Raw genomic sequence first — 25,981 nt, 5'->3', positions numbered from 1 at the left:
CCACCTGGACGATGGCACCGATACGGCCGGAGGTCCGCACCCCAGGGGGACACTTTCTGGATATCTGGATAAGGGTGCGGTCCTTCGGCTTTTGCGGTGGGCGCGACGCTCGTCGCCGGGTGGCACATGCGCGGGAGCCCTGTGGGGAACCTGTGGTGCCGGGCGTGTCCATGGCAGTCTTCTGCTAACTTCCTGACGGTCGTGACCTGGCCCAACTTCCCTGTCCGGAAGGCGTGTCGGGGCGCGGGAAACGGGGGAAGGGCCATGACCTCTGCGGAGGGCTACCAGGTCGGGCACAAGGGCATGTCGGGCCAGGCCGGCGAACTAGACGGTTCCGGCGACGACGTGGGCAAGATCCGCAAGGCCGTCGCCAGCACGATGTGCTACACGCAGGACACCCTCGGCGGCTCCGACACCGGGCCCGCGTTCAACGCGTTCGCGGCCGCCTGGGAGGCCGAGACCAAGGTCCTCGAAGCGGCCCTGCACGAACTCGCGGACAAGGTCCGCCTCTCCAGCCACGCGTACCGCGGTTCCGACATCGACGTCCGTACGGGAGTCCACGCCGTCTCCGTCGGCTCGGCAGCCGACGCGGGCGTCAGCACGATGCCGGCCCACGCCCAGCGCCCGTCCGCGCTGACCGCCTACTGACGGGGCACGCGTCCATGACGGAATCCACGAACGACCGCAGGCAGAAGCTCGACGGCCTGCGCGGGCGCATCTCCTCGGCCGGCAGCAAGAACGACCTGATCGACGCGATCGAGGACGCCCTCGGCGTCTCGGCACCGGTCGGCGACCCGAAGGTGATCGAGGCCCTGGGCAAGCGCTACACCGGCCAGACCGACGAGGCCGACGCGGTGAGCGACCGGATCGACAAGATCGCCCGCACGGGTCTTCCGCAGGTCTGGGTCGGCGACACGAGCGTCCTCGCCTCCGACGTGGTGGGCGCCGCCTCCCGCGACGCCCAGCAGATGATCGAGGCGTTCCAGGGCGGCGGCAAGGCACTGATCGCGTTGTCCGACGCGCTGGAGACCGCGCAGACCAAGGACGGCACCGGCCGCGGCAAGCTGCGCGACGCCCGCACCATGCTCGGCGGCAAGGACGGCTTCTTCGACGACTGGCACGAGGACGACGACGAGGAGGACCTCCGTCTGCGGGCCCGCTCGCTGGCTTCCCACGGCGTCGACGACCTGCACACGGCGGCCGCCGACGCCGACGACGCCGCCCGCGTCGCGGCCCGCGACCTCAACAAGTTCGCCGCCGAGGCCCGCGCAGGCCAGATGGAGACCGACGAACTGACCGCCGCCGACCGCCTCGCCCTCGCCGACACCAGCAACGTCGGCGGCGACGCTGAACTGAACGAGATCCTCACCGCCAACGACCTCGAACGCTCGGGCCGCGCCATGGAGAACCTCTCGCCCGCCGAACGGGCCCGTATGGAACGACTCCTGGCGAACGCGTCGAGCCCGCAGGAGAAGGCGTACCTCGTGAAGGCCCTCGCCTCGGGCTACGACGTCGGCGAGGTCGAGAAGTTCGGCGGGAAGATCCACGGCAAGGACTCGACGTGGCTCCAGGAGCACCTGGCGCCGGTCACCACCGGCTCGGGCACGGGGCAGGAGGAGCAGAAGTTCGGTGACGAGCACTGGTCCCAGGACGACGAGACCTGCGTCCCGTCCTCGACGGTCACCGCGCGCGCCCTGGTCGACCCGGTCTACGCCCTCGAACTCACCGGAGGCCCCGACGGCCAGGACAACGACCCCGACCACTTCCGCAAGCGCCTGCACGACGAGCAGTTCCGGATGAACGACGAGGGCGACGGCGAGTACGACGGCTGGTGGTGGGACCGCCACGCGGCCGGCATGGACTCCGACGGGCAGGAGGAGATCTCCGACAAGGAGCTCGGCCCGCACACCGGCGACAAGTACGACACGCAGGAGATGGACAGCGCCGACGACCGGCGCGGCGTCCTGCCCGACATCGAGAAGTCCGTCGCCGACGGCAAGCCGGTCCCCTTCAACATCTCCCGCAAGGACGAGGACGGCAACATGCACGGCCACAGCCTGATGATCATCGGGCAGGAGGACGGGAAGCTGCAGATCTACAACCCCTGGGGCACCACCACGTGGGTGAGCGAGGACGACTTCATCAACGGCGACCTCAGCGCGGCCACCGACGACCGCTACTCCAAGGCCCATGAGGGCGATGTCAGCCGCGTCTACATCGAGCAGAACTGATGGTGTCCATGCGATCCGCCCTGCGTACGGCGCCCGCCCTGGCCGCCCTGCTCCTCGTCCTCACCGGCTGCCGCGGCTCCGGGCCCACCGCGTACGGCACCGAAGACCGGACCATCACCGTCGACCACGGCGAGAAGTTCACGCTGAAGGTCCCGGCCAACCCCGAGCTCGGCCAGAACTGGTACCTGGCGAGCCCACGCGAAGACGCGGACGTCCTGAAGTACCGGGGCGACCGCGAGGACACCGGCGACAGTGACGGAACCCAGTTCTTCGACTTCACGGCGCTCTCGCCCGGGAAGGCGACGGTGAAGCTGCTGTTCTGCCCCTACGGCCGGTGCCACAGCGCCGACGAGGCCGCGTCGAAGCCGGTCCCGACGGCCACGCGCGCCCCGAAGGACTCGGACCAGGAAGCCGCCTACTACCTCTATGCGATCACCGTCCGCTGAGCCGGACCGGAACGGAACGACGATGGTCCACGACCGCTCCCCACGCACCGACGACGAGGTGCTCGCCGCCACCGACATCGAGGCGCTGCTGCGCCACGGCCTCAGCCGCGACGCCTTCCGCACCGCGCTCTTCGGCGACGGTGCGATCGCCGCCGCCGTCACCCTCGACCGGCTCGGTGTGCTGCCGCGCTCGGTGACGTACGTCGCGAAGATCGTCCGCGTCGGCGGCCTCGCGTACGCGGCCGGGCTGGCCGAGCCCCTGCCGTCGGGTGCCGCGTCCGCATGCCTGCGGGACTGGCTGGAGACCGCCGCGCAGGTCGCCGGCACACCGGATGACGAGGCGCGCGCCGCACGCTGGCTGGACACGGTCGCCGAGCTCATCGGCCTGCGCCGCGGCAGCCGGGCCGCGACGGCGGGCCCGGTCCGGCCTGATCCAAACGAGTAATCGGCACCTCTCGCTGCGCGAAGCACCAAGGTCCCTGGTCGGCCTACGGGGTCGCGCAACACAGGGAAAAGGAAGCCAAGGCAAAGAAGCGCAAGATCCGCAGGCGGTAGGCGCTGCGTCACGCAACCGATGCCAGGACGGGGGCGACAGGAACTGATGGGGCTGACTGCTCGGCCCAGACGATCTTCCCGGTGGGGGTGAAGCGGGTACCCCACCGCTCGGCGAACTGGGCGACGAGGAAGATTCCGCGACCGCCTTCATCCATGGCTGTTGCGTAGCGCAGGTGCGGGGAGGTGCTACTGCCGTCGCTGACCTCCACCACCAGGTTGGTATCAAGCAGAAGGCGCAGGTGGACAGGGGGCGCCGCGTAGCGGATGGCGTTGGTGACCAGTTCGCTGAGGATCAGTTCGGTAGTGAATGCCGTCTCCTCCAGGTTCCAGTCGGCCAGCTTCCCGAACACCTCGGCGCGCAGGGCGGACACCGCGGCGGGAAGGGCCGGGATGTCCCATTCGGCGATACGGTCACGCGGAAACGCGCGGGTGCGGGCGATCAGGAGAGCGACGTCATCGACTGGACGGGCGGGTAGCACCGCCTCCAGGACCGTCTCGCTCGTCTCCTCCGGGTCGGTCCCCGCGCCGGAGAGCGCGTTGCTCAGCAGCTTCAGGCCGGCCCCGATGTCGCGGTGCCGGTTCTCGATGAGCCCGTTGGTGTAGAGCACGAGCTGCGTATCCTCCGGCAGCTGCCGCTCGTCGGACTGAAAGCGCAGGCCGCCTATACCGAGCGGGGGACCTTCAGGCAGGTCGAGAATCTCCACGCGGCCGTCCGGATAGACGATGGCGGGCGGAAAGTGACCGGCTCTTGCCATCGCGCAGTTACAGGAGACCGGGTCGTAGATCGCATACAGGCACGTAGCCGCGGCGGTCCCGTCCTCGTCGGCGCCCGCCTCCGCATCCATCTGATGAACCACGTCGTCAAGGCGGGCCAGCAGCTCGTCGGGCGGCAGGTCAAGGGTGGAGAAATTGCGGACAGCGGTGCGCAGCCGCCCCATGGTGACTGCGGAGCGCAGGCCACGGCCGACCACGTCCCCGACCACCAGGGCGGTGCGGAACCCTGGGAGAGGGATCACGTCGAACCAGTCCCCGCCGACCTCGCCCTCGGCGGGCACGTACCGGCACGCCGCCCGGACGGCGCTGGTGTCCGGCAGCACACGGGGCAGCAGGCTGCGCTGCAGCGTGGTAGCGATGGCGTGCTCGCGGCTGTAGCGGCGAGCCAGCTGAGAGACCGCAAGGCCGACGACGAGCAGCAGCCCGGCGGTGACGACCTCGTCCGGGTTGCTCATTTGGGTGAAGCTCTCGTACGGCGTGGTGAAGAAGAAGACGAACCACACGGCGGCGGACAGGGCCGTGAGGGCCGCGGCCCAACGGTAGCCGAGGGCGGCCACCGCCGCGACGACCAACATCAGGATCAGGGTCACGTTGGTGGGGGACAGGGCGCCTCGGATGGGCAGCAGGAGCGCGCAGACGGCGAGTGGCACTGCCACTGCCGCAAGGAGCGCGGTCAGCCCCTTGGTCAGATCACGAGGCATGCCACACCTCCCTGTCTCTCTGGTGTAGCAGGGCTCACGTGGCGCTGCCAGTCGATACGAAGCCTGCGGCGGTCGCCCCGCACGCGTCCGCCCATCGCCGCCGCCCACCGCTCCTGGCACACCAGCCAGGTCTTCCACGGCAGCCCACGCCCCGCCACGACCGCCTGATCACCGATCTGGCGGTCACGTGAACACACTGGTAAGCAGTGCGATACCACGAGTATGGTCACTTGTATGGCGACGAAGAAGGTAACGGTGACGATTCCCGAGGATCTCCTGGACGAGATCCGTGCGGAGGCGGCGGAGCGGGGCCTGTCGGCGTACGTCGCCGAGGCGCTGCGCTTCAAGCGCGACCGGGACCGGCTGCGGGAACTGGCCGACTGGCTGCAAGAGGAACACGGCCCCCTCGCCGAAGAAGAGCTCACCGCAGCGTTCGAGGAATTGGAGGAGCTCGACGCCGAGCACGAGCGCCGCCGCGCCGCCGGAACGCACGACGCCGGAGAGGCTGCGTGAAGAAGCGGGCCGGTGAGCCCGGGCAGCGACCACTGCGCGTCTTCGTACTCGACTGCGAAGCCCTGTCCCTGGCCGTGCGCGGCGACCGGAAGATGATCGCCTGGCTCGACCTCGCGGCTCGGGGTGAAGCCGAGGTGGTGACGTCTCCGATGACGCTGGTCGAGGCGTACGACGGCAGAACCACCGAGCAGCGCTGGGACTGGGTGCTCTCCCGGCTCAAGGTCGCCGACATCGGGAAGGACGAGGCACGCCAGGCTCGCCGCCTGCTGGCAGACGCCAAGCTGCATGGCCACAAGTACGCGATTGACGCGGTGCTCGCCGTCATCGCGCGCCGGCAGAAGGGGCAGGTCACCGTCTTCACCTCGGACGTGGACGACCTGGAGAAGCTGGTTCCGGAGTCGATCGTCGTCAAGAAGGTATGACCCGGCGTTCCGGTCTCAGTTCCGGTCTCATTCACCCCGTCCAGCGCCGTTCATCAACTGTCCGACGCCCGGCTCCGTCCCAGGTCAGAACGCTATCCCGGCCTGAACTGGGCCGGCGCACGTGAGCCTCCACATCCCGGGCCTGGACTGGGCCGGCGGACGGTGGGCCACGACGCCGGGCGGTCCCGTCAGGACTTGGGCAAGGTATTGACGTAGTGGGTCCCGTCGGGAGCGGTGCTCGCGGGCATAGCCTACGCAGTGACCAAGGTGGCGACCCTCGACGAGATCGTGCTCGGTATCACCCTGACCGTCGTGGCCGTGTCCCTGGCCACGTACATGGCGTCCGTCAGGCGACGTCGCGCGGACCGTCGTGCGGCCAACGGAAGGGTGAGGTCCAGGGGCGTCACTTCCGGGTGACGGACCCCAGTGGGTGCCGTCCGCCATGCCCTTGGCAAGGCACTTCCGGCGGCTCCGCTCCCGGTCTGGCCCGCGTCATCTGCAAGACCGCCGTCGAACGTGTCCTGGACCGCCTGCCGCACATCACTCTCGCCTGCTCACGGGATCAACTGCACCGCTTTCCCGGGACCTTCCGCCCCTGATGGGCGACCACACCCGTCGCCTTCACGACGAACTGAAGCAGCTCCCGTCGAGCGTGATCGAACGTGCACCGGTATGCGGAGGAGGGTTGATCACTTCGCTCTCAAACCCGATAGGCTCCCCTGCGGCGCTACGAGTTGACACGAACACACTCGGTCGCCTCACTCTGCGTGCTCGACGCGTACGGCGCTTGCACACACCCCCTGTTCGATCGTGCGAAGGATGCAGATGGGACTCGCCACTACTCCGCCCCCGGCGGCGCGGGCACCGGTCGCCTGGTACAGCTGGTGGCTGATGCCGCTGGCCTTGGGAGCTGGAACCGTGGCCGCCTCGGCCGCGATAGCCGGCCAGGTCCAGATACCCGCGACGTTCGCCGGTGTCGCGGCCACTGCGGCCAGCGCCGTCTGTGTACGGCTCCTCGTCCGCTCCCAGTCCCAACTGCGCCGTAGCCGGGGCGACGTCAGCAACGCTCAGTCCGAGCACTCCCAGCAATTGCAGCAGTGGCAGCAGCATGTGGCGGACCTGGAGCGGCAGTTCGCGGCCGAGCGCTCAGCCCTGAACGCACGTCAGGACGAGCTGCACAAGACCTTCGAGGCGCGGCTCGCGGAGCAGTCACACGCCTACGAAGCCCGGACCACCGAGCAGAGCAAGGCCTGGGAGGAGCAGCTCACCCTCCAGCAGGCCGTCGTCGCCAGGCTTGGTGACTCGTACCTCCCCGACGCGCTCACCCGCCTGCGCGACGGCGAGGCCATCGACGACATCCTGTCGGAGGTCGGCCAGGAGCCGGATGCCGGCCCGGAGCTGCGCGCCGGGCTGCGCAAGGTGCTCAGGACCGCGCTGATCGGTGTGGAGAAGGAGCTCGACCGCTCCACCTCGGCCGAGCAGGCCGTGATCGCCCTCGGTAGCCGACTTCACGTGTACACCAACAAGCTGCGTGGGCGGCTGCACGAGATGCAGGGCGAACACGGGCGGCATCGTGCGGTGGCCCAGGGCCTCATGGAGCTGGACAAGGAGATCGGCCCTGCCGACTGTCTCGCCGCCAGCATCGGCGTGCTCGGCGGTTCGGACCGGCCCGGACGCCAGTGGCAGGAGCCGCAGCGACTGCTCAGCGTGGTCCGCGGCGGCATCGGCCGCATCAAGGACTTCGACCGCGTCCAGGTCCGTCACCTGCCCGAACTCGGCCTCGACGGCGGTCTGGTGGACCACCTCACGCTCATCTTCGCCCACCTCCTGGACAACGCGGCGCGATACTCGCCGCCCACCGAGCCCGTGGTCGTCTCCGGCAAGGAGGTCCCCAACGGTGTCGGTATCGAGATCCAGGACGCGGGCAAGGGCCTGAGCGAGGAGAGGAAGCGCGAGGCGGAGCAGTCCCTCGCGGGCACCTCGAAGGGCCCCGGCCTCGGCGGTATCTCGGAGGACGCGAACCTGGGCCTGCGCGTGGTGGGCACCCTGGCACGCCGCTACGGCATCCGCGTCACCTTCGCGGACTCACCCTGGCTCGGGACCTCGGTGGTCGTGGTCGTACCGCACAAGTACTTCAGCCCGTTGCCCGCCGCCGTCACCGCCGCGGCCCCGGCCGCCACGGCCGCGGAGACCCCCGAGCCGGTCCAGGCCGTGCCCGTGGAGAGCATCGAGGCGATGGACACCACTGCCGGTGGCCTGCCCCGGCGCCGCAGCAGGCGGAGCGACACCGCGGAACCGCGGCCCAGGGCCGCCGAGCGCACCGTAGCCGCCGTGCCGCCCGACTCGTCCTTCACCGGCCTCACCGCCTTTGCCACCGCCGGACGGGAGAGCGGCCCGCCGCACGAGACGACCGCGGACCGGGCCCCGGCCACGGGTGGCGAGACGACCGCCGAACGCGAATTCAAGCACCGCACTGAAGAGAGCGACGAGTAGGCCATGACGACTCAACAGGGATCCGACGTGAGCTGGGCGCTCCGCGACCTGAAGGAGAGTATTCCGGAGATCCGCTTCGCACTTGTGGCATCGAGCGACGGCAAGGCCATCACCTCCTTCGGGGCCGACGACCCCGACGACGTGGACCGCTTCGCCGCCGTGGTCGCGGGCCTGCAGGCACTGGCCCAGCCCGTGGCCGAGCAGTTCCCCAAGTACGCCGGGCAGCTGCGTCTCGCGATGATCGAGGTCGACGGCGGCCACCTGTTCGTGGTGCGGGCCGGCGTGCAGACGTACCTCGGAGTGCTCGCCAAGGAAGGCCTCGACCAGGGCCTTCTCGGTCATCAGATGAGGGATCTGGCGCGCAGGATGGGTGAGCTTCTCGGCACCACTCCGCGCCTGGAGGAGCACTCTGGATGAGTGGTCCCCGTCGGCCCACGGACCCGTCCGGTCTGGAGCGCTACTACGTCGTCACGGGTGGTCGCAGCGGACCGGGCGGTTCGGCATCGAGCCTTGACGTGGCGACCCTCATCGTCTCCCGTGCCGCAGCCGTCCCGGGCATGCAGCACGAGCACGAGGAGATCATCCGGCGCTGCCGCGATCCGCTGTCGGTAGCCGAACTGGGTGCCCACCTCGGATTGCCCTTCAACATTCTCGCGGTGCTCCTGGCCGATCTGCTGGACGCAGGCCGCGTCGAGGCCCGTGATCCCATCCCGGCGTCAGGCGCCGACCGCGGGCCCGACCTCGCGCTTCTTGAGGAGGTACTCAGTGGACTTCAAAGGCTTTGACCATCCCGACCGGCAGACGGCCGGGGGCACCCGCTCGGTGAAGGTGATGATCGCCGGAGGTTTCGGCACCGGAAAGACCACCATGGTGCGCTCGGTCAGCGACATCAAGCCGCTGACCACCGAGGAGACGCTGACTCAGGCCAGCGTGGGCGTCGACAACTTGATCGGGGTGGCGGACAAGACGCAGACCACCGTCAGCCTGGACTTCGGCAAGATCGGCATCAACGACGAACTAGTGCTCTACCTGTTCGGGACGCCGGGCCAGGAGCGGTTCTGGTTCCTGTGGAACGGTCTGTTCAAGGGCGCGCTCGGGGCGGTGGTCCTGGTGGACACCCGCCGCCTGGCATCCAGCTTCCGGGCCATCGAGGAGATGGAGCGGCAGGACGTCCCCTTCGTCATCGCCCTGAACGTCTTCCCGGACTCGCGGGACTACCCGATCGAGGAGATCCGCGACGCCCTGGACATATCCCCGCACACCCCGATCGTGGCCTGCGACGCCCGGGACCGGGCATCCAGCCGTGACGTCCTCGTCGCGCTGATACATCACCTCAAGGAACGTTCGGCCGTCGCTCTGGAGCTCCGATGAACGACCAGCCCTCGAGCGGCCCTGACGCACCCCGTGGATGCCCCGTCGCGCATGGCGGCGCCGACGGCCTCACCCGGCTGTACGGGCCGGACGCGGCGCTCGACCCGCGCGGCATCTACGCACGGCTGCGCAAGGAACACGGGGCCGTGGCGCCGGTACTCCTTGAGGGCGACATCCCGGCCTGGCTGGTCCTCGGCTACCGAGAGAGCCGGCGCGTGCTCGACAACCCCCGCCAGTTCGGCCGGGACTCGCGCATCTGGCGAGACTGGAACGATGGACGCGTCGAGGCCACCTCCCCGCTGATCCAGATGCTGGGCTGGCGCCCCGACTGCGTGTCCCAGGACGGCGAGCCGCACCGCAGGCTGCGCAGGGCGGTCACCGACAATCTGGAGACCGTCGCGGGGCGCGGCATCCGGCGTCATATCACCCACTTCGCGAACAAGCAGATCGACGCGTTCGCCGATGAGGGCAGCGCCGACCTGGTGGGCGACTACGCCGAATACCTGCCGATGCTCGTACTGACCCGATTGTTCGGGCTCCCGGCGGCCGAGGGGCGCAACCTCGCCGTCTCCTGCGCCCAGGTCATCAAGGGTGGTGCGGACGCTCTCGCCCACAACGACCGCATCATGCAGATCCTCGGGGAACTCGCCGAGCGCAAGCGCGTCGAGCCCGGGCCCGACTTCACCACCGGACTGCTCGGACACCACGCCGACCTCGACGAGGGCGAGATCCTCAGCCATCTGCGTCTGGTGCTGATCACCGCGCACACCACCACCAGCAATCTGCTGGCCCGGGTGCTGCAGCTGATCCTCACCGACACCTCCCGGCTCGCGGGGCTGGTGAGCGGCCAGCTGAGCGTCTCCGCGGTCGTCGAGGAGGTGATGTGGAACACCCCGCCGCTCGCCGTCCTTCCGGGGCGTTTCGCCACCGCCGACCTCGAACTCGGCGGTACCCACATCAAGGAGGGCGACCTGCTGGTGCTCGGGCTCACCGCAGGCAACCTCGACCCGGAGATCCGGCCCGACACCGGTGTCTCCGTCCAGGGCAACCAGTCGCACCTCGCGTTCAGCGGCGGTCCGCACGAGTGCCCCGGGCAGAACATCGGCCAGGCCATCATCGAGACGGCCGTCGACGTCCTGCTCCACCGGCTTCCCGGACTGCGCCTGTCCGTGCCGGCCGACGAGCTCACCTCGACCGCCTCCACCTGGGAGGCACGTCTGGACCGCCTCCCGGTCGAGTTCACCGCGCAGACCGCCGGGGTCTGACCACTCCCGTATCGTTCCCGCCTGATCGTGCCTGCCCGGCCGGACCATCCGGCCGGGCAGGCACGGTGTGTCAGACGGCGAGCAGATCGTCCAGCGAACCCTTGCCCGCCAACTCGGCAGTGGCGGCCGGACCCTCCTTCGCGGCCGCGTACCGGCCCGAGGTCAGCGCCCACTCGTAGTTGCCGTTGATCCAGTGCTGGATGGCCTCCACGCCCATCCGCACCTGGATCCGCTGCTCGGCGGTGAGCCCGAGCTCCTCGCACATCTCCGGGACCTGCGCCTCGAGGTCGAGGTACTCGTCGAGGCAGGCCGTGGTCATCCGGTACGCCTCCGCGGCGGCCTCCTCCCACGTGCCGCCGCGTACCCGGTGCAGTACGGCGATGAGGTTGTGGCCGTCTCCCCGGCGTTTTTCGCGCTCCCAGCTGTGGATGTCGTTCATGAACCCGATGGTGTCCGCGGCCAGGTCCCGCATTCTGACCATCAGCGGATGCGCCTGCACCTGCGGCGGCACCTCGAAGCCGCTGCTGCGCTCGCCCGCGTCGATGCTGTGGTGGATGCCCACCGTACGGCGGCGGAACTCGGCGTACTCCTCCAGGCCGAGCGTTCCCGCCAGGCCCCGGGCCGCCAGGTCGACCTCCTCGGTGTGCGCCACGAGGAACCTCCCCCAGGAGGCAGCGAATCGCGTCCGCCAGGTCAGGGACATGCCGTCCGAGAGGTGGGCCCAGACCTCGGCCCAAGCCATGGTGATCGGGCAGACCACCCGGGGAGGCGTGCCGGCGGGACGCAGGGGCGTGGCTATCAACTCCCGCGCGACTTCCGCTATACGGTCCGCGCGGTCAGGACTCCCGGTGTCGAACTGGTCGTCGAAAAGGAAGGCCAGGGAGAACCAGTTCATCAGGACGACCATGTCGTCGGCCGAGGCGTGAGGGTAGGTTCGCGCCGCCGCCTGGGGGAGGTCCCAGGATTGATACTCCTCGAACCCGGCCTGGCTGAGCACCAGCCCCATCTCCCAAACCCAGCGCAGGTGGCGCTCTCGGGCGTACTCCAGATGCTTACTGACTGGGGTCTTGAAGGGGAGGTCGAACCTGACGTCCTGCATTGGCGTCCTCTCTGGAGACGGTTCGCAGGCCCCCGCCCCTGCGAAAGGGCGACCGGAATGACGCCCACTGACTTGAACTGCACCTTTTGAGTCGGTAGTTGACGACTCAAGTACGCCCGGAGACTGCCCAGAGCCTAAACGATCTATGCCGTGAGGTCCGTAGCGCGTGATGTACCAGTGAGTTCGCGTGGAACGCGGCTCAATTCACTGCACCGCAGGTGAAGCCGGGGGCGGCCGGCCCTGCGGGGTCGACTGTTTGAGCAAGTAGTCGGCACTGCCATGGCGGCCCTGACTAGTGCCGTGACCGGCAATGTTTGCCCCGTGAGGAGCGTCGTCCAGTGCGTGCGATCGCAAGGCGGCCGGACGTCCTTGGATGGGGTCTCCCCTGCTCGAACGAAGCTGAGAGCTTGGGGAAGGAGCCGCCAGGGCTTGTGGCCAACGCGGCGAGCGGGCGTGCTGGACGGCGCGACGGGGCAAAACTTGCCGGGAGGGACTAGCTCCAGAAGTGCCGCCCGCGGGCCCGGAGGGGGCCGGTGGCCTCGTTGAAGACGGCGAGGATGCGGGGGTGCATGGAGGGGCGCCGTTCGCGAGTGCCGGCGGAGTAGTGGCACGCGCGGGCTGGAAAGTGCGGTGGGTTGAGCGAGGAAGGTGAAGCAACCGGCAAGGCGGCGCACGGAACGTGTGGCGAACGGGGTGGCCTGCACCCCGGGCGCGCCCGTCTCATGCTGACGGCCTATCAGGCTGCTTCCCGGCCTGGGTGGAGGCACCAGCTCCGGTCTGAGGGCCGGCTGTCGAAGGCCGCCGGACCCGCCCCGGCAGCGGGGCCGGACATCACGGTTCCGCGGCGTCCGGCCCCGCTCGTATACCTGCTGATGCGGGCGCGACAGTCGACAACCCTTAGTGATGGCCCTCCCCGTGACCTTGCTTCTGCTTCCCGTGCCCCTCCTCCTGCTCGTCCCCCTTCTCCTGCTCGTCGCCCAGGGTGTCGGCCGGGGACGCGGACGGGGTGAACTCGCGGGACGCCGGGACAGGGTCGGTGGTGGAAGTGTCCGCTGACGGGGAAGGCGTGGCGCCTGGGAGTTGGGGCTCTCCCCCGTCCGGGGAGAACAGCCCCATGCCGAGGAGTGTGGAGGCAACGAAGACACCAAGCCCGGCGATCGCGACAGTCAGCCTCCGGTGCTGCCGCATAAGCGCCCGAGCGCGTGCGGGCGTCGATCGGGCCTGAAGCGCCGCGGGCCGCTGCCCCTGCGGGGCTCGGTGTCGTCGATCCGCGGTGATCGGCTGATGCGTGGTGCGGGGCAGCGCGTACTCCGTGGCCGTACCCGCCTCACGGGAAGTTGGCATCCGGTACGCGCCCTCGCGCCAGGCCGGACTGGTGAACCAGTCGGCGACATCCTGTGCGCTGGGGCGGTCCTCAGGCTGCTTGGCCAGCATCCGGAGCAGTTGCTCCTCGAACGCGCCGGGCAGCTCCGGGCGTCGCAGCGACGGAGGCGTCGGCGGAGCGGTGACGTGCAGGTGGAGCAGGGCCGCCGCGTTGCCCGCCTGGAAAGGGGGTTCACCCACCAGCAGTTGATAGAGGACGCAGCCGAGAGCATAGACGTCGGAGGCGGGCCCGGCAGGCCGGCCGAGCGCTCGCTCGGGGGCGAGGTAGAGGCTGGTGCCCACGATCTGACCGGCGCCGGTGAGGGCGGTCGATGCCTCGTCGACGAACCGGGCGATCCCGAAATCACCGATCTTGACCGTCCCATCGGCATCCTGCATCAGGTTGCCGGGTTTGATGTCGCGGTGGATCACACCCTGCCGGTGGGCCGCGGCCAGGCCGGCCGCTATCTGACCGGCGACGTCGGCGACCCGTTGCGGACTCAACGTTCCGGTTGCCGCCAGAACCTGGGCCAGGCTCTCCCCGTCGACCAGTTCCATGACGAGGTACAAACGGTTGTTCCAGAATCCGAAGTCGAACACCGTAACGACGTTCGGATGGTTGAGCTTTGCGGCTGTCTGCGCCTCCAGGCGAAAGCGTGCGGTCGCCTGCTCGTCGGCACCGCCGTCAAGCATCAGCTTCACCGCCACCGGGCGGCCCAGCACGTCGTCCGCAGCCCGCCAGACCTCACCCATCCCGCCACGGCCGATCTCTGCTTCCAACCGGTATCGATCCGCCACCAGCACTCGCAGACCACCCTCAGTTTCGTTCAGTCATCTCGCAGCCGCCCGGACAGGCTCTCCCTGGCTCGGGCCCGAGCCATGCACCAGCGTAATGATCATCGCAGGCCGGACCGCAACGGACCGGCGGCCCGGACGGCCCCCTCGACGGGGAACCGGCGCGCGGGCCAAAGCCCTTGGGAAGACCGGCCGAGGGCGCGGCCGCCGACACCCCGGAGCGGCCGCCCCGGTCACCCCGCCCGGCTCCGTCGGGTGATCGCGCCGTCTCCGCACGGGAAACTCCCCTTGGAGCTTCACCATGCCATCGACACCCGAGGTGAGCATGACGACCGGCGACGCTGCCGCATCCCGCCACGATGCAGCCCACGGGAAGAGTTCTTGATGGCTTCTTCATAGGTCCTTCATAGGAGCGGTCCTACATTCCTTCCCGTCCGGCCACAACGGGGGCCGGACGGCGACCCAAGTGTGAGGAACCCATGAGGACTAGTTCGTGTCGGCGGTTCGGGGGCCGGCTGGTGCTGGCCGGGGTGGCGTCGGTGGTGGCGTTGGTGGTCACCGGCTGCGGAGGCGGCGGGAACGAGGGGGACGGGGTCGCGTCCGCGGGAGGGGACAAGACCGGCGACAAGGCGTCCACCAGCGCTTCGAGCGAGTTGGCCGACTACGTCGAGGCGCAGCGCAAGTGGGTCGGGTGCCTGCGTGGCGAGGGGTTCGACGCTCCTGACCCTGATACCAAGGGCAACGTCGACCTCGGCGACGCGTCCAAGTGGAAGCGCGACCCGAAGGCCCTCAAGGCACAGGAGAAGTGCTCGAACCTCTTGGTGCCCGTCCCGGAGAGCGTCGAGAAGGCGCAGCAGCCCGAGCTCACCAAGGAAGAGATCCGGAAGAACCAGCAGTACGCAAAGTGCATGCAGGAGCATGGCGCCCCCGACTTTCCCGACACCGGTGCGGACGGCCGCATGCTTGACATCACCTGGGATTCGACATCGGCGGGTGCCAAACGGGCCACCCGCACCTGCGGCCCGATCATCGGCATCCCGTCCGACGCGCCCACGCCCCAGGGCTGACGGGACGAGCAACCGTGGACGTCATGAGGGATGCGGGCCAGGGGCGCGCAGAAGGTGAAGACGGGGCGGACGGCCGTGCCGACGGCAGGAGAACGGGGAGGCCCAGGCGTGGCCCGCTCCTCCTCACGGCCGGTTTCATTCTGGTCGCCGCGGTCAGCACGGCCGGGGCCCTGGGGCTCGGCGGAGGCGGTACGGACGACAAGGGCTCCGTGCCGGGCAGAAGCAGCGAAGCGGTGCAGGTGACCCGGGACACGCTGACCGATCAGAGCGAGGTCGATGGCCGGCTCGGCCATGGCCCGGAGGTTCCGTTCCAGATCAAGGCGGAGGGAACGGTGACCTGGCTCCCGGCGACCGGCAGGACGGTGCGGCGCGGGGAGAAAGTACTGCGGGTCAACGACCGCCCGGTGGTCCTGCTCTACGGAAGTCTGCCCATGTACCGCGACTTGGGAGTGACTGAGGCAGAGCCCGAAGGCGGCGCGAACGGTGGCAAGGACGGTCAGGACGACGGCGCCGGGTCCGGCCAGGGCAGCGGGAGCGACAGCGGTGCCACGGGCGACGGCGCCGCGAACGCCGACAGCGCCGGGACGGCTCGAGCAGCCGGGACACCGCGGCAGCCGACACCACTGCACGGCATGGACGTCAAGCAGTTCGAGAGCAACCTCAGCGCCCTCGGCTACTCGGGCTTCACCGTGGACGAGTCGTACACCACGCTGACGGCCAACGCGGTCAAACGCTGGCAGAAGGACCTCGGCCTGCCCCAGACGGGCAAGGTCGATGTCGGCGACATCGTCTATGCGCCCGGCGCTGTCCGGATCGCGGGCACCAGTGCGCTGGTCGGAGCTGAAGCTTCCGGCAACCCGCTCACGTACACCACCACGTCGCGCATGGTCACTGTGAACGTGCCTGCCACGGACACGAATTGGGCTCAGCGGGGCAGCGAGGTCGCGGTGGACCTTCCGGACGGGCGTTCGGTCGAGGGCGAGATCGCGAGCGTGGGCAAGGACGCGTCGTCGTCCGGCGCCTCGGGCGGCGGGGACGCCGCGGGAGGGGGCGGCGCGGACGGTGGTGGCGACGGCGCGGCGGGCAAGGCGGCCACCGTGTCCGTGGTGATCACCTTCGATGACCAGAACGCGCTGGGCAACCTGGAGAGCGGCCCGGTCACGGTCCGCCACGTGGTCAAGGAGCGCAAGGGGGTGCTGACCGTTCCGGTCGCTGCCCTGGTGGCTCTGGCCGAGGGCGGCTATGGCCTGGAACGTGCCGGAGGAAGCGAGGACGGCGGTGGCGGAGACAGCGGATCCAGCCGCTTTGTGCCCGTGAAGACCGGTCTGTACGCGGGAGGCAAGGTCGAGGTGAGCGGCCCCCGGGTCCACGAAGGCATGAAGGTGAGGATCCCCAAGTGACCTCGTCTCCCGGCATGCTCGGCACCCCCGTCGTCGAGTTCACCGCCGGGTACGCATACGTACGTCAATGGCCGACCGAGGTACCGGTGTGGGCGGCGGCAGCCGGCATCGCCGTCACGCTGCTGATCGGGGCGATCGCCGGGCTGTACCCGGCGGTGCGGGCCGGGCGCCTGGCGCCCACCCAGGCGCTCGCGGGTTCCTGACCCCGACCGCAGCGCCCCGGGCCAGCCAGGTCAGTGCGCGTCTGCCGGAGCCGTGGAGAGCACGACGGTGAAGGTCGTCCCGACACCCACCGTGCTCTCCACGTCGATCGTCCCCCGGTGATCGGTCACGATCTGCCGGGCGATGGAGAGCCCCAGGCCACTGCCGCCGGTGGCGCGGCCCCGGGCCGCATCCGCCCGCCAGAATCGGTCGAAGAGATGGGGCAGATGCTCGGCCGGTATCCCCTTGCCGGTGTCCCGCACCTGAAGGACCGCCGAGTCGCCGTGCCGGACCAGAGCCAGCGTCACGGTGCCGCCCGGTGCCGTGGCCCGTAGCGCGTTGCCGACGAGATTGCCGACGACCTGACGCAGCCGGTCCGTGTCGGCGTCCACGAACACCTGCTGCGGCGCCTCCACCTCCAGGACCACGCCGGCTGTTTCGGCCTGGGCCCGATGGGCCGTACGACAGGTTTCCAGGACGTCGCGCAGATCGACAACAGCGTGGTGGTAGGTGAGCGCACCGGCCTCGGCGAGCGCCAGGTCCTGCAGATCGTCCACGATCCGCTGCTGCAGCATCGCCTCTTCGTGGAGGGAGTCGAGCAGTTCGGGGGTCGGCTCGACAAACCCGTCCTGCAGCGCTTCCAGATAGCCGCGCAGGTTGGCCAGTGGGGTACGCAGTTCGTGGGCGATGTCGCCGGTGAGGCGGCGCTGACGCTCCTCGCCGGCCTGGACGGAGTCGGCCATCCTGTTGAAGGCACGCCCGAGTTCGGCGATCTCATCCCGGCCGGAGACCGGAACCCGTCGCTCCAGGTCTCCTTCCCCCAGCCCCCGGGCGGCCAGGGTCAGGGCACGTATCGGGCGCAGCACGGCCCTGCTCAGGAGCAGCCCGCCGAGGATGACGGCAAGGCTGACGCCCACCGCGACGATTACCGTCGGCGCGGCGGCCAAGGTGGGCGGCGACTCGCCCCGTACGCCGAGGCGGACCTGAAGGCGCGACGGCGCGACGGAGAGGGTCCGCTCGTCGAAGACGCGCTGCAGACACGCGGCGAGAAGCTCCTCGGACAGGCATCCGGAGGCGGCGTCGTGATCCTGGGCGGCGTGCGGATCCACATCGGCTGTCGGCTCCTTGCACGGGGGTGACCGACGGTCCGTACTGGTGATCCGGGGGATGCCGATGCTGTTCGGCCGGGCCGTCACCTTGACGCCCGCCCGGGTCAGACAGGCCTGGTAGGTCGCCACGGCACGGTACTCACCGATCGCGGCCACGGTGAGTTTGACCGAGGCCAGCGGCACCTTTCCCTTGGGCAAGCGCAGTTCGGGGCGCGGGTCGACCAGGACCGGGGGCCGACTGCTCACCGCGCGGGGCTCGCGGCCCGCGAGGGCGTCGGAATCGGCCAGCAGTACGTCGGACTCCGTGGTGACCCGGATGCGTTGCCCGGTCTCCCTCTCCAGCTCACCCACCGTCGGCGCGACACCTTCCCAGGTGCCGTGCCCGAACCCGTACGCATGGAGCTCTCCGGTGATCCGGGACACCTCCTGCCGCCCCGCACGGTCGGACTCACGTACCTGACTGGTTATCTGCCGCAAGGTCAGCCATGCCGTGGCCGCCGTGGCGACCACGGCGACCAGGGCTCTTGGCCAACGCGGCGAGCGGGCGTGCCGCACGGTGCGACGGGGCAGAGCCAGCCGGGAGGGGCACTGGCGTCCGGGAGGGAGCGGGGAGCCGACTGCGGTCCCCGCTCTCCTCTCGGCGTGCCGGTGGCGCCCGCGACGAGTCCGTGACGGTTGAGCATCCCCAGCGGGATCCGGATCTGCGCACCGGGCAGGCATGCACCGCCCCAGAGCAGCGCACCCGGATCGAGCGCGGCCGCGCCGACGGCGTACCCGTCGGCGATCTCCCGGGCCTGCTACGGCAGTACGCCGACGCCCTCGCCGGCGCCTGCTCCCGTGCCCGCCTCGGCACCCCCGCCCGCGCTGTCGCTGTCACTCATCGCGACCCCTGTTCCGAAATGCCTGCATTCATGACGTTTTGGCCAGCATCGCAGTACCGCTGCATGGCTGCGCCCGGAGGCTCTTGACCGGTAGGCTTTCCGTGTGATCTTCAAGCGCATCGGAAATGGGCGGCCATATCCCGACCACGGCCGGGAAAGCACCCGACAGTGGGCGGATGTCGCGCCGCGCCCGGTCCGCCTCGACCAGCTGGTGACGACCAAGGGTCAGCTGGACCTCGAAACCCTCCTCGCCGAGGACTCGACGTTCTACGGCGACCTGTTCGCCCACGTCGTGAAGTGGCAGGGTGACCTCTATCTGGAGGACGGGCTGCACCGCGCGGTCCGCGCGGCGCTCCAGCAGCGCCAGGTGCTGCACGCCCGTGTCCTCGAACTCGGCTGACAGTCCAGCAGCTCGGTGAGCCGACGGTCCGCGCACTTCGCCGCGCCGGGTGCTTTCGGGTGCATTCATACCCGGACGGGTGCCATCCGTTGATCATTTAGTACGCATCTTCACCGGGTCGCACTACGCTGCCCCCATGAGCATGCTCACTCCCCCCGGCATGGGTGGAAAGTACCGCATCACGGGCGACAAGTACCCGCGTATGCGCCGCCCCCAGCACCGCCGCACACTGGTCCTCGCGTCCATTGCCTCCGTGGTGGCCCTAGGGCTGGCCGGTTGGGGCACGCTGCAGCTCATCGACGTCTTCACGGGCGGCGACAAGCAGGCCAGCGCCGCGGGCCACGGGGCCGACTGCCCCACACCCAAGCCGTCCACGTCCGCCGGGGCACTGCCGGCACCGGCGAAGATCACCGTCAATGTCTACAACGCGACGCCGCGCGGCGGGCTGGCGAAGGCCGCCGCCGACGAGCTGAAGAAGCGCGGCTTCCGCATCGGCAAGGTGGGCAATGCCTCGGCCGCGTACGACAAGAAGGTCCCCGGGCTCGGGGTACTGCTGGGGGCGCCGACGGCCACGAACGGCACGTTCCCGGTCCTCGGTACGCAGCTGACGGGCGCCACGCCGAAGACCGACGCACGCAGGACGGCGGACGTCGATCTGATCCTCGGTACGGCGTTCAAGAAGCTGAACACACCGCAGGAAGCCGCCGCGGCCCTCGCCGCCCTCAACAAGCCGGCCCCGGCGCCCTCCTCCTGCCGCTGAGGGCTGTCCCGTCGTCACGTCGCGCAACAGACACCGGCTCGACGACAGGACCTCAGGGCGCACGGGCCGAAAGCCCTGGCCGGAACCGGGACTCAGCCGGCGGTTCCGTACATCCGGTCGCCCGCGTCGCCGAGCCCCGGCACGATGTAACCGTTCTCGTTCAGCCGCTCGTCGACCGAGGCGGTGACCACGGTCACCGGCGTACCCGCCAGCTCGCGCTCCATCACCTCGACACCCTCGGGCGCCGCGAGCAGCACGACAGCGGTGACATCGTCCGCACCCCGCTTGATCAGCTCCTGAATCGCGGCGACCAGCGTGCCGCCGGTGGCCAGCATCGGGTCCAGGACGTAGACCTGTCGGCCCGAGAGGTCCTCCGGCATGCGCGTCGCGTACGTGGACGCCTGGAGCGTCTCCTCGTCGCGGATCATGCCCAGGAAGCCCACCTCGGCGGTCGGCAGCAGCCGCACCATGCCGTCGAGCATGCCGAGACCGGCTCGCAGGATCGGCACGACCAGGGGCCGTGGGTGCGACAGCTTGACCCCGGTCGTCGGTGTGACCGGGGTCTCGATGTCGACCTGCTCGGTGCGCACGTCCCGGGTGGCCTCGTACGCGAGCAGGGTGACCAGCTCGTCGGCGAGCCGCCGGAAGGTCGGGGAGTCGGTGCGCTTGTCGCGCAGGGTGGTGAGTTTGTGCGCGACCAGCGGGTGGTCGACGACGTGGATCCGCATGGGTTCAACAGTAACCGGGCTCCCCCGCACGCGTGCGCTGGCATCAACCACACGTTCGGAGGGAAGGTGGGGGCATACGGACCCAGGCTTGGGGTGATGCGCGGATGGCGGACGGGAAGCAGCAGAAGCGGGACCAGCCGGCCCCGCGTGACGCGCAGGACGCGCCGGAGACCGAGACCGAAGCGGAGCGCCGCAGACGGCGCGCCCACTTCCTCCGCGAGCTTCATGAGGCGAAGGCGCTGCGCGACCGGGTCCAGCCGCGCCGCGCCCGGGCCGCCCGAATGCGCCAAGCCATGCGGATGCGGACCTTCCGCTGGTAGCGCTCCGAGCAGCCGGACCGCCCCTTCGGAGCAGTGCCCGCGACAACTGATCCACGACGCAACGGTCGAACTACTCTCGCGAACGCTAGGTTTCTGCCACGATTCCGATGGGCGGGACGCAGGACAGCCGGATCACCGGATGCCCTCCCGCCGGACCGACGCCCCTATGACCAGTGGGAGAGTCACGGTGTACTTCGCCGCACTGCTCGCGCGCACCGAAGACGGGTGGGAAGCGAGCGACACGGAGCTCGACGATGTGGAGACCCTGTCCGATCTGACAGATCTGGCCCGTGAGGCCTCGGTGGACGAGGACACGGTGCTCGTCTTCATCGAACAGGAGGACGCCTGGTTCGGCGTCATCCGGGTGGACGGTGAGGAGGACCCCCGTATCTACATCTCGGACGCGTCCGCCGCCGCCCGCTCCTCCTACGGGGAGATCCTGCTCACCGATGAACTGCTCGGCCGCGAACCCGAGGCCGAGGACTCGATTGCCGCCCTCGAAGAGCTCGTCGGCCTCGACGGTACGGAGGACGGCGAGCCGGATCACGCCACCGACAATCAGACCGACCACGACGACAACGACGACGACGGACTCGACGCCGACGCCGTACCGACGGGTCCGCTCGGAGACACCGGGATCCTGTCCGATCTCGGACTTCCCGAGAAGGATCTGCTGATGCTGCGCACGGACGCCCTGGTGGAGATCGCGGACGCGCTGGGCGCGGCCGAGGTCCTGGAGACCGTCCGTTAGGGTCCGCGGGTGACCGCACCACTGGGCCCGCACGGACCGCAAGAACCCCACGACACGACGGACGATCCCGTACGGGACCCATGGCGGGCGGCCATGCGCCGCGCCCTGGACGAGGCCGCACACGCGGCGCAGGCCGGTGATGTGCCGGTCGGCGCCGTCGTCCTCGGCCCGGACGGCACCCTGCTCGCCACGGGACACAACGAACGCGAGGCGACCGGCGACCCGACCGCGCACGCCGAGATCCTTGCCGTCCGCCGGGCCGCCGAGGCGCTCGGCGCATGGCGGCTGACCGGCTGCACGCTGGTGGTCACCCTGGAGCCGTGCACCATGTGCGCGGGCGCACTCGTGCAGTCCCGGGTGGCCCGGGTCGTCTACGGGGCACGGGACGAGAAGGCGGGCGCGGCCGGTTCGCTCTGGGACCTCGTACGGGACCGGCGGCTCAACCATCGCCCCGAAGTGATCCACGGAGTTCTGGAGGATGCCTGTTCCGCCCAGTTGACGGCCTTCTTCCGCGACCGCTGACCCGGCGGCGCGCCCAGCCTCCGCCCCGGCTTCCGCGCACGCGGGAGAATCGGATTTCAACCCACGGCCTGAATGGTCTAAGCTCTCTCTCGGTAGCGTGTCCGAGCGGCCGAAGGAGCTCGCCTCGAAAGCGAGTGTGGGGAAACTCACCGAGGGTTCAAATCCCTCCGCTACCGCCATAAGAAACCGCCTCTGACCTGCACAAACAGGTCAGAGGCGGTTTTTTGTTCCTCTCGCGTCCACACGGATGTCCGCCCAAAGCCCGCAAGCGGGTGGATGGAGGCGTGACCTTCACCGCCGTTCGGAGCGAGGGGGCATGCGCGGCGCGTGGAGCCACGAGAACTCCGAGGACGAAACGCCGGCGAAACCTCTCCTGCCGGCATGAGGGCAGATGAACGTGGAGCGGACCCCGGCCGGTTGGAGGAGTCCTGCCGGGCGCCGCCCGTTCTCGCCCGTCCTGTACTCCCTCGCACGGTCGAAATGACCGGTGCGCGAATGGGCTTCGGCGCCGACGGGGACAGTCAGGGCGCGTCGGTTCGGCCCACGGCTCCGTCCAGCAGCGGGGCGAGCTCTTGTGCCACCGTCGCCAGGGCGTGCGCGTTGCGCTCGGCCCGGGCGATCAGGATGGCTCCCTCCAGAGCACTGATCATCAAGGTAGCCAGTGCCTCGGCACGTGGCTTCGGCACGCTCATTCCGGTCAGCGCTTGTGCCACCGGCCGCCTCCAGCAAGCGAACGCATCGGCCGCAGCGGCCCTGGTGGACTCGACGGTGTCGGCACAGTCCACCGTGGCGGCGGCGACCGGGCAGCCCGCCAGGGATCCGGTGGCCTCCAGTTCGTCGGCCCACTGGCGGACCATCGCGCTGAACAGTCCACTCGGTGACGGTTCGTCCATCGCGGCGACGAAGCGGGCGACGCGTTTCGCGGCATAGTGGAGGTGCTCGAGGCGGGGCCGATGGCCAGCAGTATTTCCCGAACGAAGGCCTCCAAGCTGCTGGCCCGCGATTTCACTGCCCAGGCCGCGATCCTGGACGTACTCAAGAACAACCGCCTGATCGCCGAGGAGGCCAGAGCAGCCGGCCTGGCCTCACCCCCTGCTCGACGTGTGCCACACCCTGTACGGCGAGACGGCGGTACTCGGGCACAGCGAGTCGGACATGGTAGCCGTACTGCGCGCGATAGAAGCCCGAACCGACAACCCCCAGTGACGGAACGTCATCCATGGCCGCAGCCGCGGCACGGTCCCCATGATGCCGACTCGCCCGCGGCCGGCTCAGAGCCTGTCGGGTGACCTTCGATCGGAGAGCGGACGCGGCGTGGTGCGTGCGATTCCAAGGCGCCGGGATGCCCTCGGATGGGGTCTCCCCTGCTCGAACGAAGCTGAGAGCTTGGGGAAGGAGCTACTAGGGCATTTCGGCAACACCGGAAGCGTGCGTGCCACGCCGTGGCCGCCCGATCAGAGGTCACCCGACAGGCTCTCAGACTGCCTGGCCGAAGCCGGCCCCGGCCAGGTCCTGGTGACGAAGCGGGGGTGAAGGCGACGCCGAGCTTGGATCGGCGATGCTCAGTGGCCGCCGCCGTGGCCGCGTGGCGGGGCTTCCCGTCACTGGCGGTGGGTCCGCCATTCGGGGGCGAGGATCGCCCAGATCTGCTTGTCGTAACGGGCGCCGCCGTAGGGCCAGTGCTCGCGCCGCACGCCCTCAAGTGCCATGCCGAGCCGCTTGGCCACCGCGGAGCTGCGCTCGTTGTCGGCTCGGCAGTGCCACTCGGCGCGATGCATCCCCCGGGAGGTGAACGCCCACTCCAGCAAAGCGCGACACGCCTCCGTGACCAGGCCGCGGCCCTCGGCGGCCGGCTCCACCCAGCAACCGATCTCGCATGAACCCAAGGCGGTGTCGAAGTCCACGAACATCACGCCGCCGACCAGCGCTCCGTCAAGCCAGATGCCATAGAGGCGGCCGCCGTCTGCGGCCTGGCGCTCTGCGTACCGGCGCAGTGTGGCCCGCGCCCCGTCGACGTCGTCAGTGACGAACCCCGCCCCGACCCACGGCCGGATGTGCTCGCGCGCCCGGTCCAGGTGGGCGGCGAACTCCTCGGCATGCCATATCTCGAGCGGACGAAGGCGGGCAGAGTCCCGCAGAGAGAGGCAGAACATGATGACCCCATTCACACAACAATCGTTATGGCTATGTACCGTAGCAGCATGCCACGTATCAAGGGAGACCACGAGGCCCGTCGGCGCGACGTCTCCGAGGCGGTCTGGCGGGTATTGGCCGCGCACGGCTTCGGCGGACTGACCATGCGCGCCGTCGCCGCCGAACTCGGCGCGACCACCGGCCTGCTCACCCACTACTTCCCCACCAAACGCGACCTGGTTGCGCACGCTCTCGACCTGCTCGAACTGCGAACCGCCTCTCGTCCCCGGCTCGCCGCCGGGCAAGGGCTGTCCGGCCTGAGGACCGCGCTGCTGAACATCCTGCCGCTGACCGACGAGGCCACCGACAGCAACCGGATCTGGGTGTCCTCCTGGGACACCGCGCTCGCTGACCCCGAGTTGAGCGGCGACTACGGCCGCAAGTACGCGCGAAGCCGCGACAAGCTGCGCGACCTGGTCGCTGCGGCCCAACAGCTCGGCGAACTGCCTGCCGGAGACCCGGCGCGCATCGCGGCCGGCGCCCAGTCCTTCGTGCTCGGCCTGGTAGTACAGGCCCTGTTCGACCCCCTGGCATTCCCGCCCCACCGCCAAACCGAGCTCCTTGACGACTACCTGGCCACGCTGGCCTCCCCGCCCTCGTCCAAGAGCGATGACGCGGCCCCATCCTGACAACCAAGCGTCCTCGGAAGAGTCGCCCGGGACCCATCACTCCAGTCACGGTTCCGCGCGCCGGCCACATGGGTGCGCGACCGCTCCCCCGATGAGAACAGGCCCCACCGGTCCTCGCCGCAGCCGGGGGATCGACACACGCCGGATCGGCTTCGACGACGCCTACCGGTACGAGGACTTCAAAATGCCACTCGACCAGCGAAGGATCAGGATCGAGCAGGTCCGTCCCGAATCAGCGCTCACCGGCAGCGGCCGCCCGCTGGAGGTGATGGTCCGACAGCCCGGTGGGTTCGGCGCCGCGGCATCGATCACCTGATTGCGGGCAGTCGGCGCCCTGACGCTCGGGGTGGTCCGTGCGCGCGTGGGCGCGGCCGCCGGTAGCGCCATCCTTCGGTCGGGTCACACACACCGAGGCATCAGGTCGGAGTGTGATCTGAACCCCCATCGAAACCCCCCTCGGATACGGCCATTCGTGCGGATAGAATCGCGCGACTGCACTGGTGATCGAGGGGGAGGCAGGGGCTGATGATGCAAGCGAAGAAGATCGCGCTCTACATGATTGTCGTCTTCGTGCTGTACACGATCATCCACTCCCCCAAACGGGCCGCGGATCTTGTCGGGGTAGGGTTCGAGGGCATTGCGAGTGCCGCACAGGGCGTCGGCGATTTCATGACCGAGCTCGTGAAGTAGGAGTACCCCATGATCCGTCATCTGGTCCTGTTCAAGCTGAACGACGGCGTGAAGCGTGACGATCCGCGTGTTGTCGCCGGGGCGAAGGCGTTCCAGGAGCTCGGAGGGCAGATCCCGGAGCTGGAGTTCTGGGAGTGCGCCTGGAACATCACCGACCGGCCGATCGCGTACGACTTCGCCATCAACTCCGCGGTCGCCGACGAGGACGCCCTGGGGCGCTACGTCGCACACCCGGCCCATCAGGCCGCCGCTGGACAGTGGAAGGCTTTCGCCACCTGGGTGATTGCCGACTACCCCTTCTGA

General features: G+C 69.6%; 29 protein-coding genes, 1 tRNA gene and 3 pseudogenes. 26 read left to right on the top strand and 7 right to left on the bottom strand.

What is annotated here, in order from left to right; all coding sequences use genetic code 11:
- The first annotated feature begins 264 nt into the window (after positions 1 to 264).
- Genes ACGFSA_RS19450 through ACGFSA_RS19435 form a run of 4 tightly spaced genes read left to right on the top strand, consistent with a single transcriptional unit; the run spans position 265 to position 3,122 of the window.
- Positions 265 to 648, top strand: a complete 384-nt coding sequence (locus ACGFSA_RS19450; protein WP_393305745.1) for a hypothetical protein — start codon at positions 265 to 267, stop codon at positions 646 to 648.
- Between the two features lie 14 nt (positions 649 to 662).
- Positions 663 to 2,231, top strand: coding sequence for a peptidoglycan-binding protein (locus ACGFSA_RS19445; protein WP_393305743.1), 1,569 nt, complete (start codon positions 663 to 665; stop codon positions 2,229 to 2,231).
- Positions 2,231 to 2,677, top strand: coding sequence for a protease inhibitor I42 family protein (locus ACGFSA_RS19440; protein WP_393305741.1), 447 nt, complete (start codon positions 2,231 to 2,233; stop codon positions 2,675 to 2,677). The genes ACGFSA_RS19445 and ACGFSA_RS19440 overlap by 1 nt, the downstream gene beginning before the upstream one ends.
- Before the next feature lie 22 nt (positions 2,678 to 2,699).
- A complete protein-coding gene (locus ACGFSA_RS19435; protein WP_393305740.1) occupies positions 2,700 to 3,122 on the top strand; it encodes a hypothetical protein in 423 nt (140 codons plus the stop codon).
- Between the two features lie 118 nt (positions 3,123 to 3,240).
- Here ACGFSA_RS19435 and ACGFSA_RS19430 read toward each other — a convergent pair whose 3' ends face one another.
- On the bottom strand, positions 3,241 to 4,707 hold the full coding sequence (locus tag ACGFSA_RS19430) for a SpoIIE family protein phosphatase (RefSeq protein ID WP_393305738.1): 1,467 nt from the start codon (positions 4,705 to 4,707) through the stop codon (positions 3,241 to 3,243).
- A 234-nt stretch (positions 4,708 to 4,941) separates the two neighbouring features.
- Between ACGFSA_RS19430 and ACGFSA_RS19425 the strand changes: the two genes are divergently transcribed.
- From ACGFSA_RS19425 to ACGFSA_RS19390, 8 genes are all read left to right on the top strand, one after another.
- Positions 4,942 to 5,220 carry a CopG family transcriptional regulator gene (locus ACGFSA_RS19425; RefSeq protein ID WP_393305736.1) on the top strand — a complete coding sequence of 93 codons (279 nt, stop codon included), beginning with the start codon at positions 4,942 to 4,944 and terminating at the stop codon, positions 5,218 to 5,220.
- Positions 5,217 to 5,642: a PIN domain-containing protein gene (locus tag ACGFSA_RS19420; RefSeq protein ID WP_393305734.1), complete on the top strand. Its 426-nt coding sequence runs from the start codon at positions 5,217 to 5,219 to the stop codon at positions 5,640 to 5,642. The genes ACGFSA_RS19425 and ACGFSA_RS19420 overlap by 4 nt, the downstream gene beginning before the upstream one ends.
- Positions 5,643 to 5,876: 234 nt before the next feature.
- A complete protein-coding gene (locus tag ACGFSA_RS19415) occupies positions 5,877 to 6,059 on the top strand; it encodes a hypothetical protein (protein WP_393305732.1) in 183 nt (60 codons plus the stop codon).
- Between the two features lie 408 nt (positions 6,060 to 6,467).
- Complete coding sequence (locus ACGFSA_RS19410) at positions 6,468 to 8,135, top strand: sensor histidine kinase (protein WP_393305730.1); 1,668 nt, start codon at positions 6,468 to 6,470, stop codon at positions 8,133 to 8,135.
- Between the two features lie 3 nt (positions 8,136 to 8,138).
- Positions 8,139 to 8,552, top strand: coding sequence for a roadblock/LC7 domain-containing protein (locus ACGFSA_RS19405; protein WP_393305728.1), 414 nt, complete (start codon positions 8,139 to 8,141; stop codon positions 8,550 to 8,552).
- Entirely contained in the window at positions 8,549 to 8,920 is a 372-nt protein-coding gene (locus ACGFSA_RS19400) for a DUF742 domain-containing protein (RefSeq protein WP_393305726.1), read from the top strand. The genes ACGFSA_RS19405 and ACGFSA_RS19400 overlap by 4 nt, the downstream gene beginning before the upstream one ends.
- Positions 8,901 to 9,506, top strand: coding sequence for an ATP/GTP-binding protein (locus tag ACGFSA_RS19395; protein WP_393305724.1), 606 nt, complete (start codon positions 8,901 to 8,903; stop codon positions 9,504 to 9,506). The genes ACGFSA_RS19400 and ACGFSA_RS19395 overlap by 20 nt, the downstream gene beginning before the upstream one ends.
- Positions 9,503 to 10,771, top strand: a complete 1,269-nt coding sequence (locus tag ACGFSA_RS19390; RefSeq protein ID WP_393305722.1) for a cytochrome P450 — start codon at positions 9,503 to 9,505, stop codon at positions 10,769 to 10,771. Before ACGFSA_RS19395 ends, ACGFSA_RS19390 begins: the two co-directional genes overlap by 4 nt.
- Positions 10,772 to 10,841: 70 nt before the next feature.
- Here the strand turns inward: ACGFSA_RS19390 and ACGFSA_RS19385 are convergent, their stop codons facing one another.
- Entirely contained in the window at positions 10,842 to 11,870 is a 1,029-nt protein-coding gene (locus ACGFSA_RS19385; protein ID WP_393305720.1) for a 7-epi-alpha-eudesmol synthase, read from the bottom strand.
- 897 nt (positions 11,871 to 12,767) lie between these two features.
- Positions 12,768 to 14,012, bottom strand: a complete 1,245-nt coding sequence (locus ACGFSA_RS19380) for a serine/threonine-protein kinase (protein WP_393305718.1) — start codon at positions 14,010 to 14,012, stop codon at positions 12,768 to 12,770.
- A 494-nt stretch (positions 14,013 to 14,506) separates the two neighbouring features.
- Between ACGFSA_RS19380 and ACGFSA_RS19375 the strand changes: the two genes are divergently transcribed.
- The 3 genes and pseudogenes from ACGFSA_RS19375 to ACGFSA_RS19365 form a co-directional block, all read left to right on the top strand.
- Entirely contained in the window at positions 14,507 to 15,094 is a 588-nt protein-coding gene (locus ACGFSA_RS19375; RefSeq protein ID WP_393305716.1) for a hypothetical protein, read from the top strand.
- A gap of 23 nt (positions 15,095 to 15,117) precedes the next feature.
- Positions 15,118 to 16,494 (top strand): peptidoglycan-binding protein, encoded by a 1,377-nt coding sequence (locus ACGFSA_RS19370; RefSeq protein ID WP_393305714.1) that lies wholly within the window; start codon positions 15,118 to 15,120, stop codon positions 16,492 to 16,494.
- Positions 16,495 to 16,535: 41 nt separating this feature from the next.
- Positions 16,536 to 16,697 (top strand): annotated as a pseudogene (locus tag ACGFSA_RS19365) (ABC transporter permease); the annotation flags it as partial.
- Between the two features lie 30 nt (positions 16,698 to 16,727).
- Here the strand turns inward: ACGFSA_RS19365 and ACGFSA_RS19360 are convergent.
- Complete coding sequence (locus tag ACGFSA_RS19360) at positions 16,728 to 18,359, bottom strand: sensor histidine kinase (RefSeq protein ID WP_393305712.1); 1,632 nt, start codon at positions 18,357 to 18,359, stop codon at positions 16,728 to 16,730.
- 429 nt (positions 18,360 to 18,788) lie between these two features.
- Between ACGFSA_RS19360 and ACGFSA_RS19355 the strand changes: the two genes are divergently transcribed.
- Positions 18,789 to 19,085 carry a type II toxin-antitoxin system VapB family antitoxin gene (locus ACGFSA_RS19355; RefSeq protein ID WP_003955420.1) on the top strand — a complete coding sequence of 99 codons (297 nt, stop codon included), beginning with the start codon at positions 18,789 to 18,791 and terminating at the stop codon, positions 19,083 to 19,085.
- A 160-nt stretch (positions 19,086 to 19,245) separates the two neighbouring features.
- On the top strand, positions 19,246 to 19,845 hold the full coding sequence (locus ACGFSA_RS19350) for a LytR C-terminal domain-containing protein (protein WP_393305834.1): 600 nt from the start codon (positions 19,246 to 19,248) through the stop codon (positions 19,843 to 19,845).
- A 92-nt stretch (positions 19,846 to 19,937) separates the two neighbouring features.
- Here ACGFSA_RS19350 and upp read toward each other — a convergent pair whose 3' ends face one another.
- Positions 19,938 to 20,573, bottom strand: coding sequence for a uracil phosphoribosyltransferase (upp, locus tag ACGFSA_RS19345; RefSeq protein WP_393305710.1), 636 nt, complete (start codon positions 20,571 to 20,573; stop codon positions 19,938 to 19,940).
- A 104-nt stretch (positions 20,574 to 20,677) separates the two neighbouring features.
- Here upp and ACGFSA_RS19340 point away from each other — a divergent pair, with 104 nt between their 5' ends.
- The 4 genes from ACGFSA_RS19340 (at position 20,678) to ACGFSA_RS19325 (ending at position 22,345) form a co-directional block, all read left to right on the top strand.
- Complete coding sequence (locus ACGFSA_RS19340; RefSeq protein WP_393305708.1) at positions 20,678 to 20,893, top strand: hypothetical protein; 216 nt, start codon at positions 20,678 to 20,680, stop codon at positions 20,891 to 20,893.
- Positions 20,894 to 21,080: 187 nt separating this feature from the next.
- Positions 21,081 to 21,644 (top strand): hypothetical protein, encoded by a 564-nt coding sequence (locus tag ACGFSA_RS19335; RefSeq protein ID WP_393305832.1) that lies wholly within the window; start codon positions 21,081 to 21,083, stop codon positions 21,642 to 21,644.
- Between the two features lie 93 nt (positions 21,645 to 21,737).
- Complete coding sequence (gene tadA, locus ACGFSA_RS19330) at positions 21,738 to 22,166, top strand: tRNA adenosine(34) deaminase TadA (protein ID WP_327249476.1); 429 nt, start codon at positions 21,738 to 21,740, stop codon at positions 22,164 to 22,166.
- Between the two features lie 91 nt (positions 22,167 to 22,257).
- Positions 22,258 to 22,345 (top strand) — tRNA-Ser (locus ACGFSA_RS19325).
- Between the two features lie 342 nt (positions 22,346 to 22,687).
- Here the strand turns inward: ACGFSA_RS19325 and ACGFSA_RS19320 are convergent.
- Positions 22,688 to 23,095, bottom strand: a pseudogene (locus ACGFSA_RS19320) (TetR family transcriptional regulator C-terminal domain-containing protein); the annotation flags it as partial.
- Positions 23,096 to 23,098: 3 nt separating this feature from the next.
- On the opposite strand from ACGFSA_RS19320, the pseudogene ACGFSA_RS19315 reads away from it, so the two are divergent.
- Positions 23,099 to 23,372: pseudogene (locus tag ACGFSA_RS19315) on the top strand (NAD-binding protein); the annotation flags it as partial.
- Between the two features lie 395 nt (positions 23,373 to 23,767).
- Here ACGFSA_RS19315 and ACGFSA_RS19310 read toward each other — a convergent pair.
- The gene (locus ACGFSA_RS19310) at positions 23,768 to 24,319 is read right to left on the bottom strand and encodes a GNAT family N-acetyltransferase (RefSeq protein WP_393305830.1); all 552 of its coding nucleotides are present in this window, start codon (positions 24,317 to 24,319) and stop codon (positions 23,768 to 23,770) included.
- A gap of 48 nt (positions 24,320 to 24,367) precedes the next feature.
- Between ACGFSA_RS19310 and ACGFSA_RS19305 the strand changes: the two genes are divergently transcribed.
- The 4 genes from ACGFSA_RS19305 (at position 24,368) to ACGFSA_RS19290 (ending at position 25,981) form a co-directional block, all read left to right on the top strand.
- Positions 24,368 to 24,988, top strand: coding sequence for a TetR/AcrR family transcriptional regulator (locus ACGFSA_RS19305; RefSeq protein ID WP_393305706.1), 621 nt, complete (start codon positions 24,368 to 24,370; stop codon positions 24,986 to 24,988).
- Between the two features lie 91 nt (positions 24,989 to 25,079).
- The gene (locus ACGFSA_RS19300) at positions 25,080 to 25,304 is read left to right on the top strand and encodes a hypothetical protein (RefSeq protein WP_393305704.1); all 225 of its coding nucleotides are present in this window, start codon (positions 25,080 to 25,082) and stop codon (positions 25,302 to 25,304) included.
- A gap of 209 nt (positions 25,305 to 25,513) precedes the next feature.
- Positions 25,514 to 25,678: a hypothetical protein gene (locus ACGFSA_RS19295; RefSeq protein WP_393305702.1), complete on the top strand. Its 165-nt coding sequence runs from the start codon at positions 25,514 to 25,516 to the stop codon at positions 25,676 to 25,678.
- Positions 25,679 to 25,687: 9 nt separating this feature from the next.
- Positions 25,688 to 25,981, top strand: coding sequence for a Dabb family protein (locus ACGFSA_RS19290; protein WP_359109554.1), 294 nt, complete (start codon positions 25,688 to 25,690; stop codon positions 25,979 to 25,981).

The organism is Streptomyces sp. NPDC048496 (assembly GCF_043200055.1).
In the GTDB taxonomy this organism is placed as follows: domain Bacteria; phylum Actinomycetota; class Actinomycetes; order Streptomycetales; family Streptomycetaceae; genus Streptomyces.
This window is presented reverse-complemented; position numbering and strand designations above follow the sequence as displayed.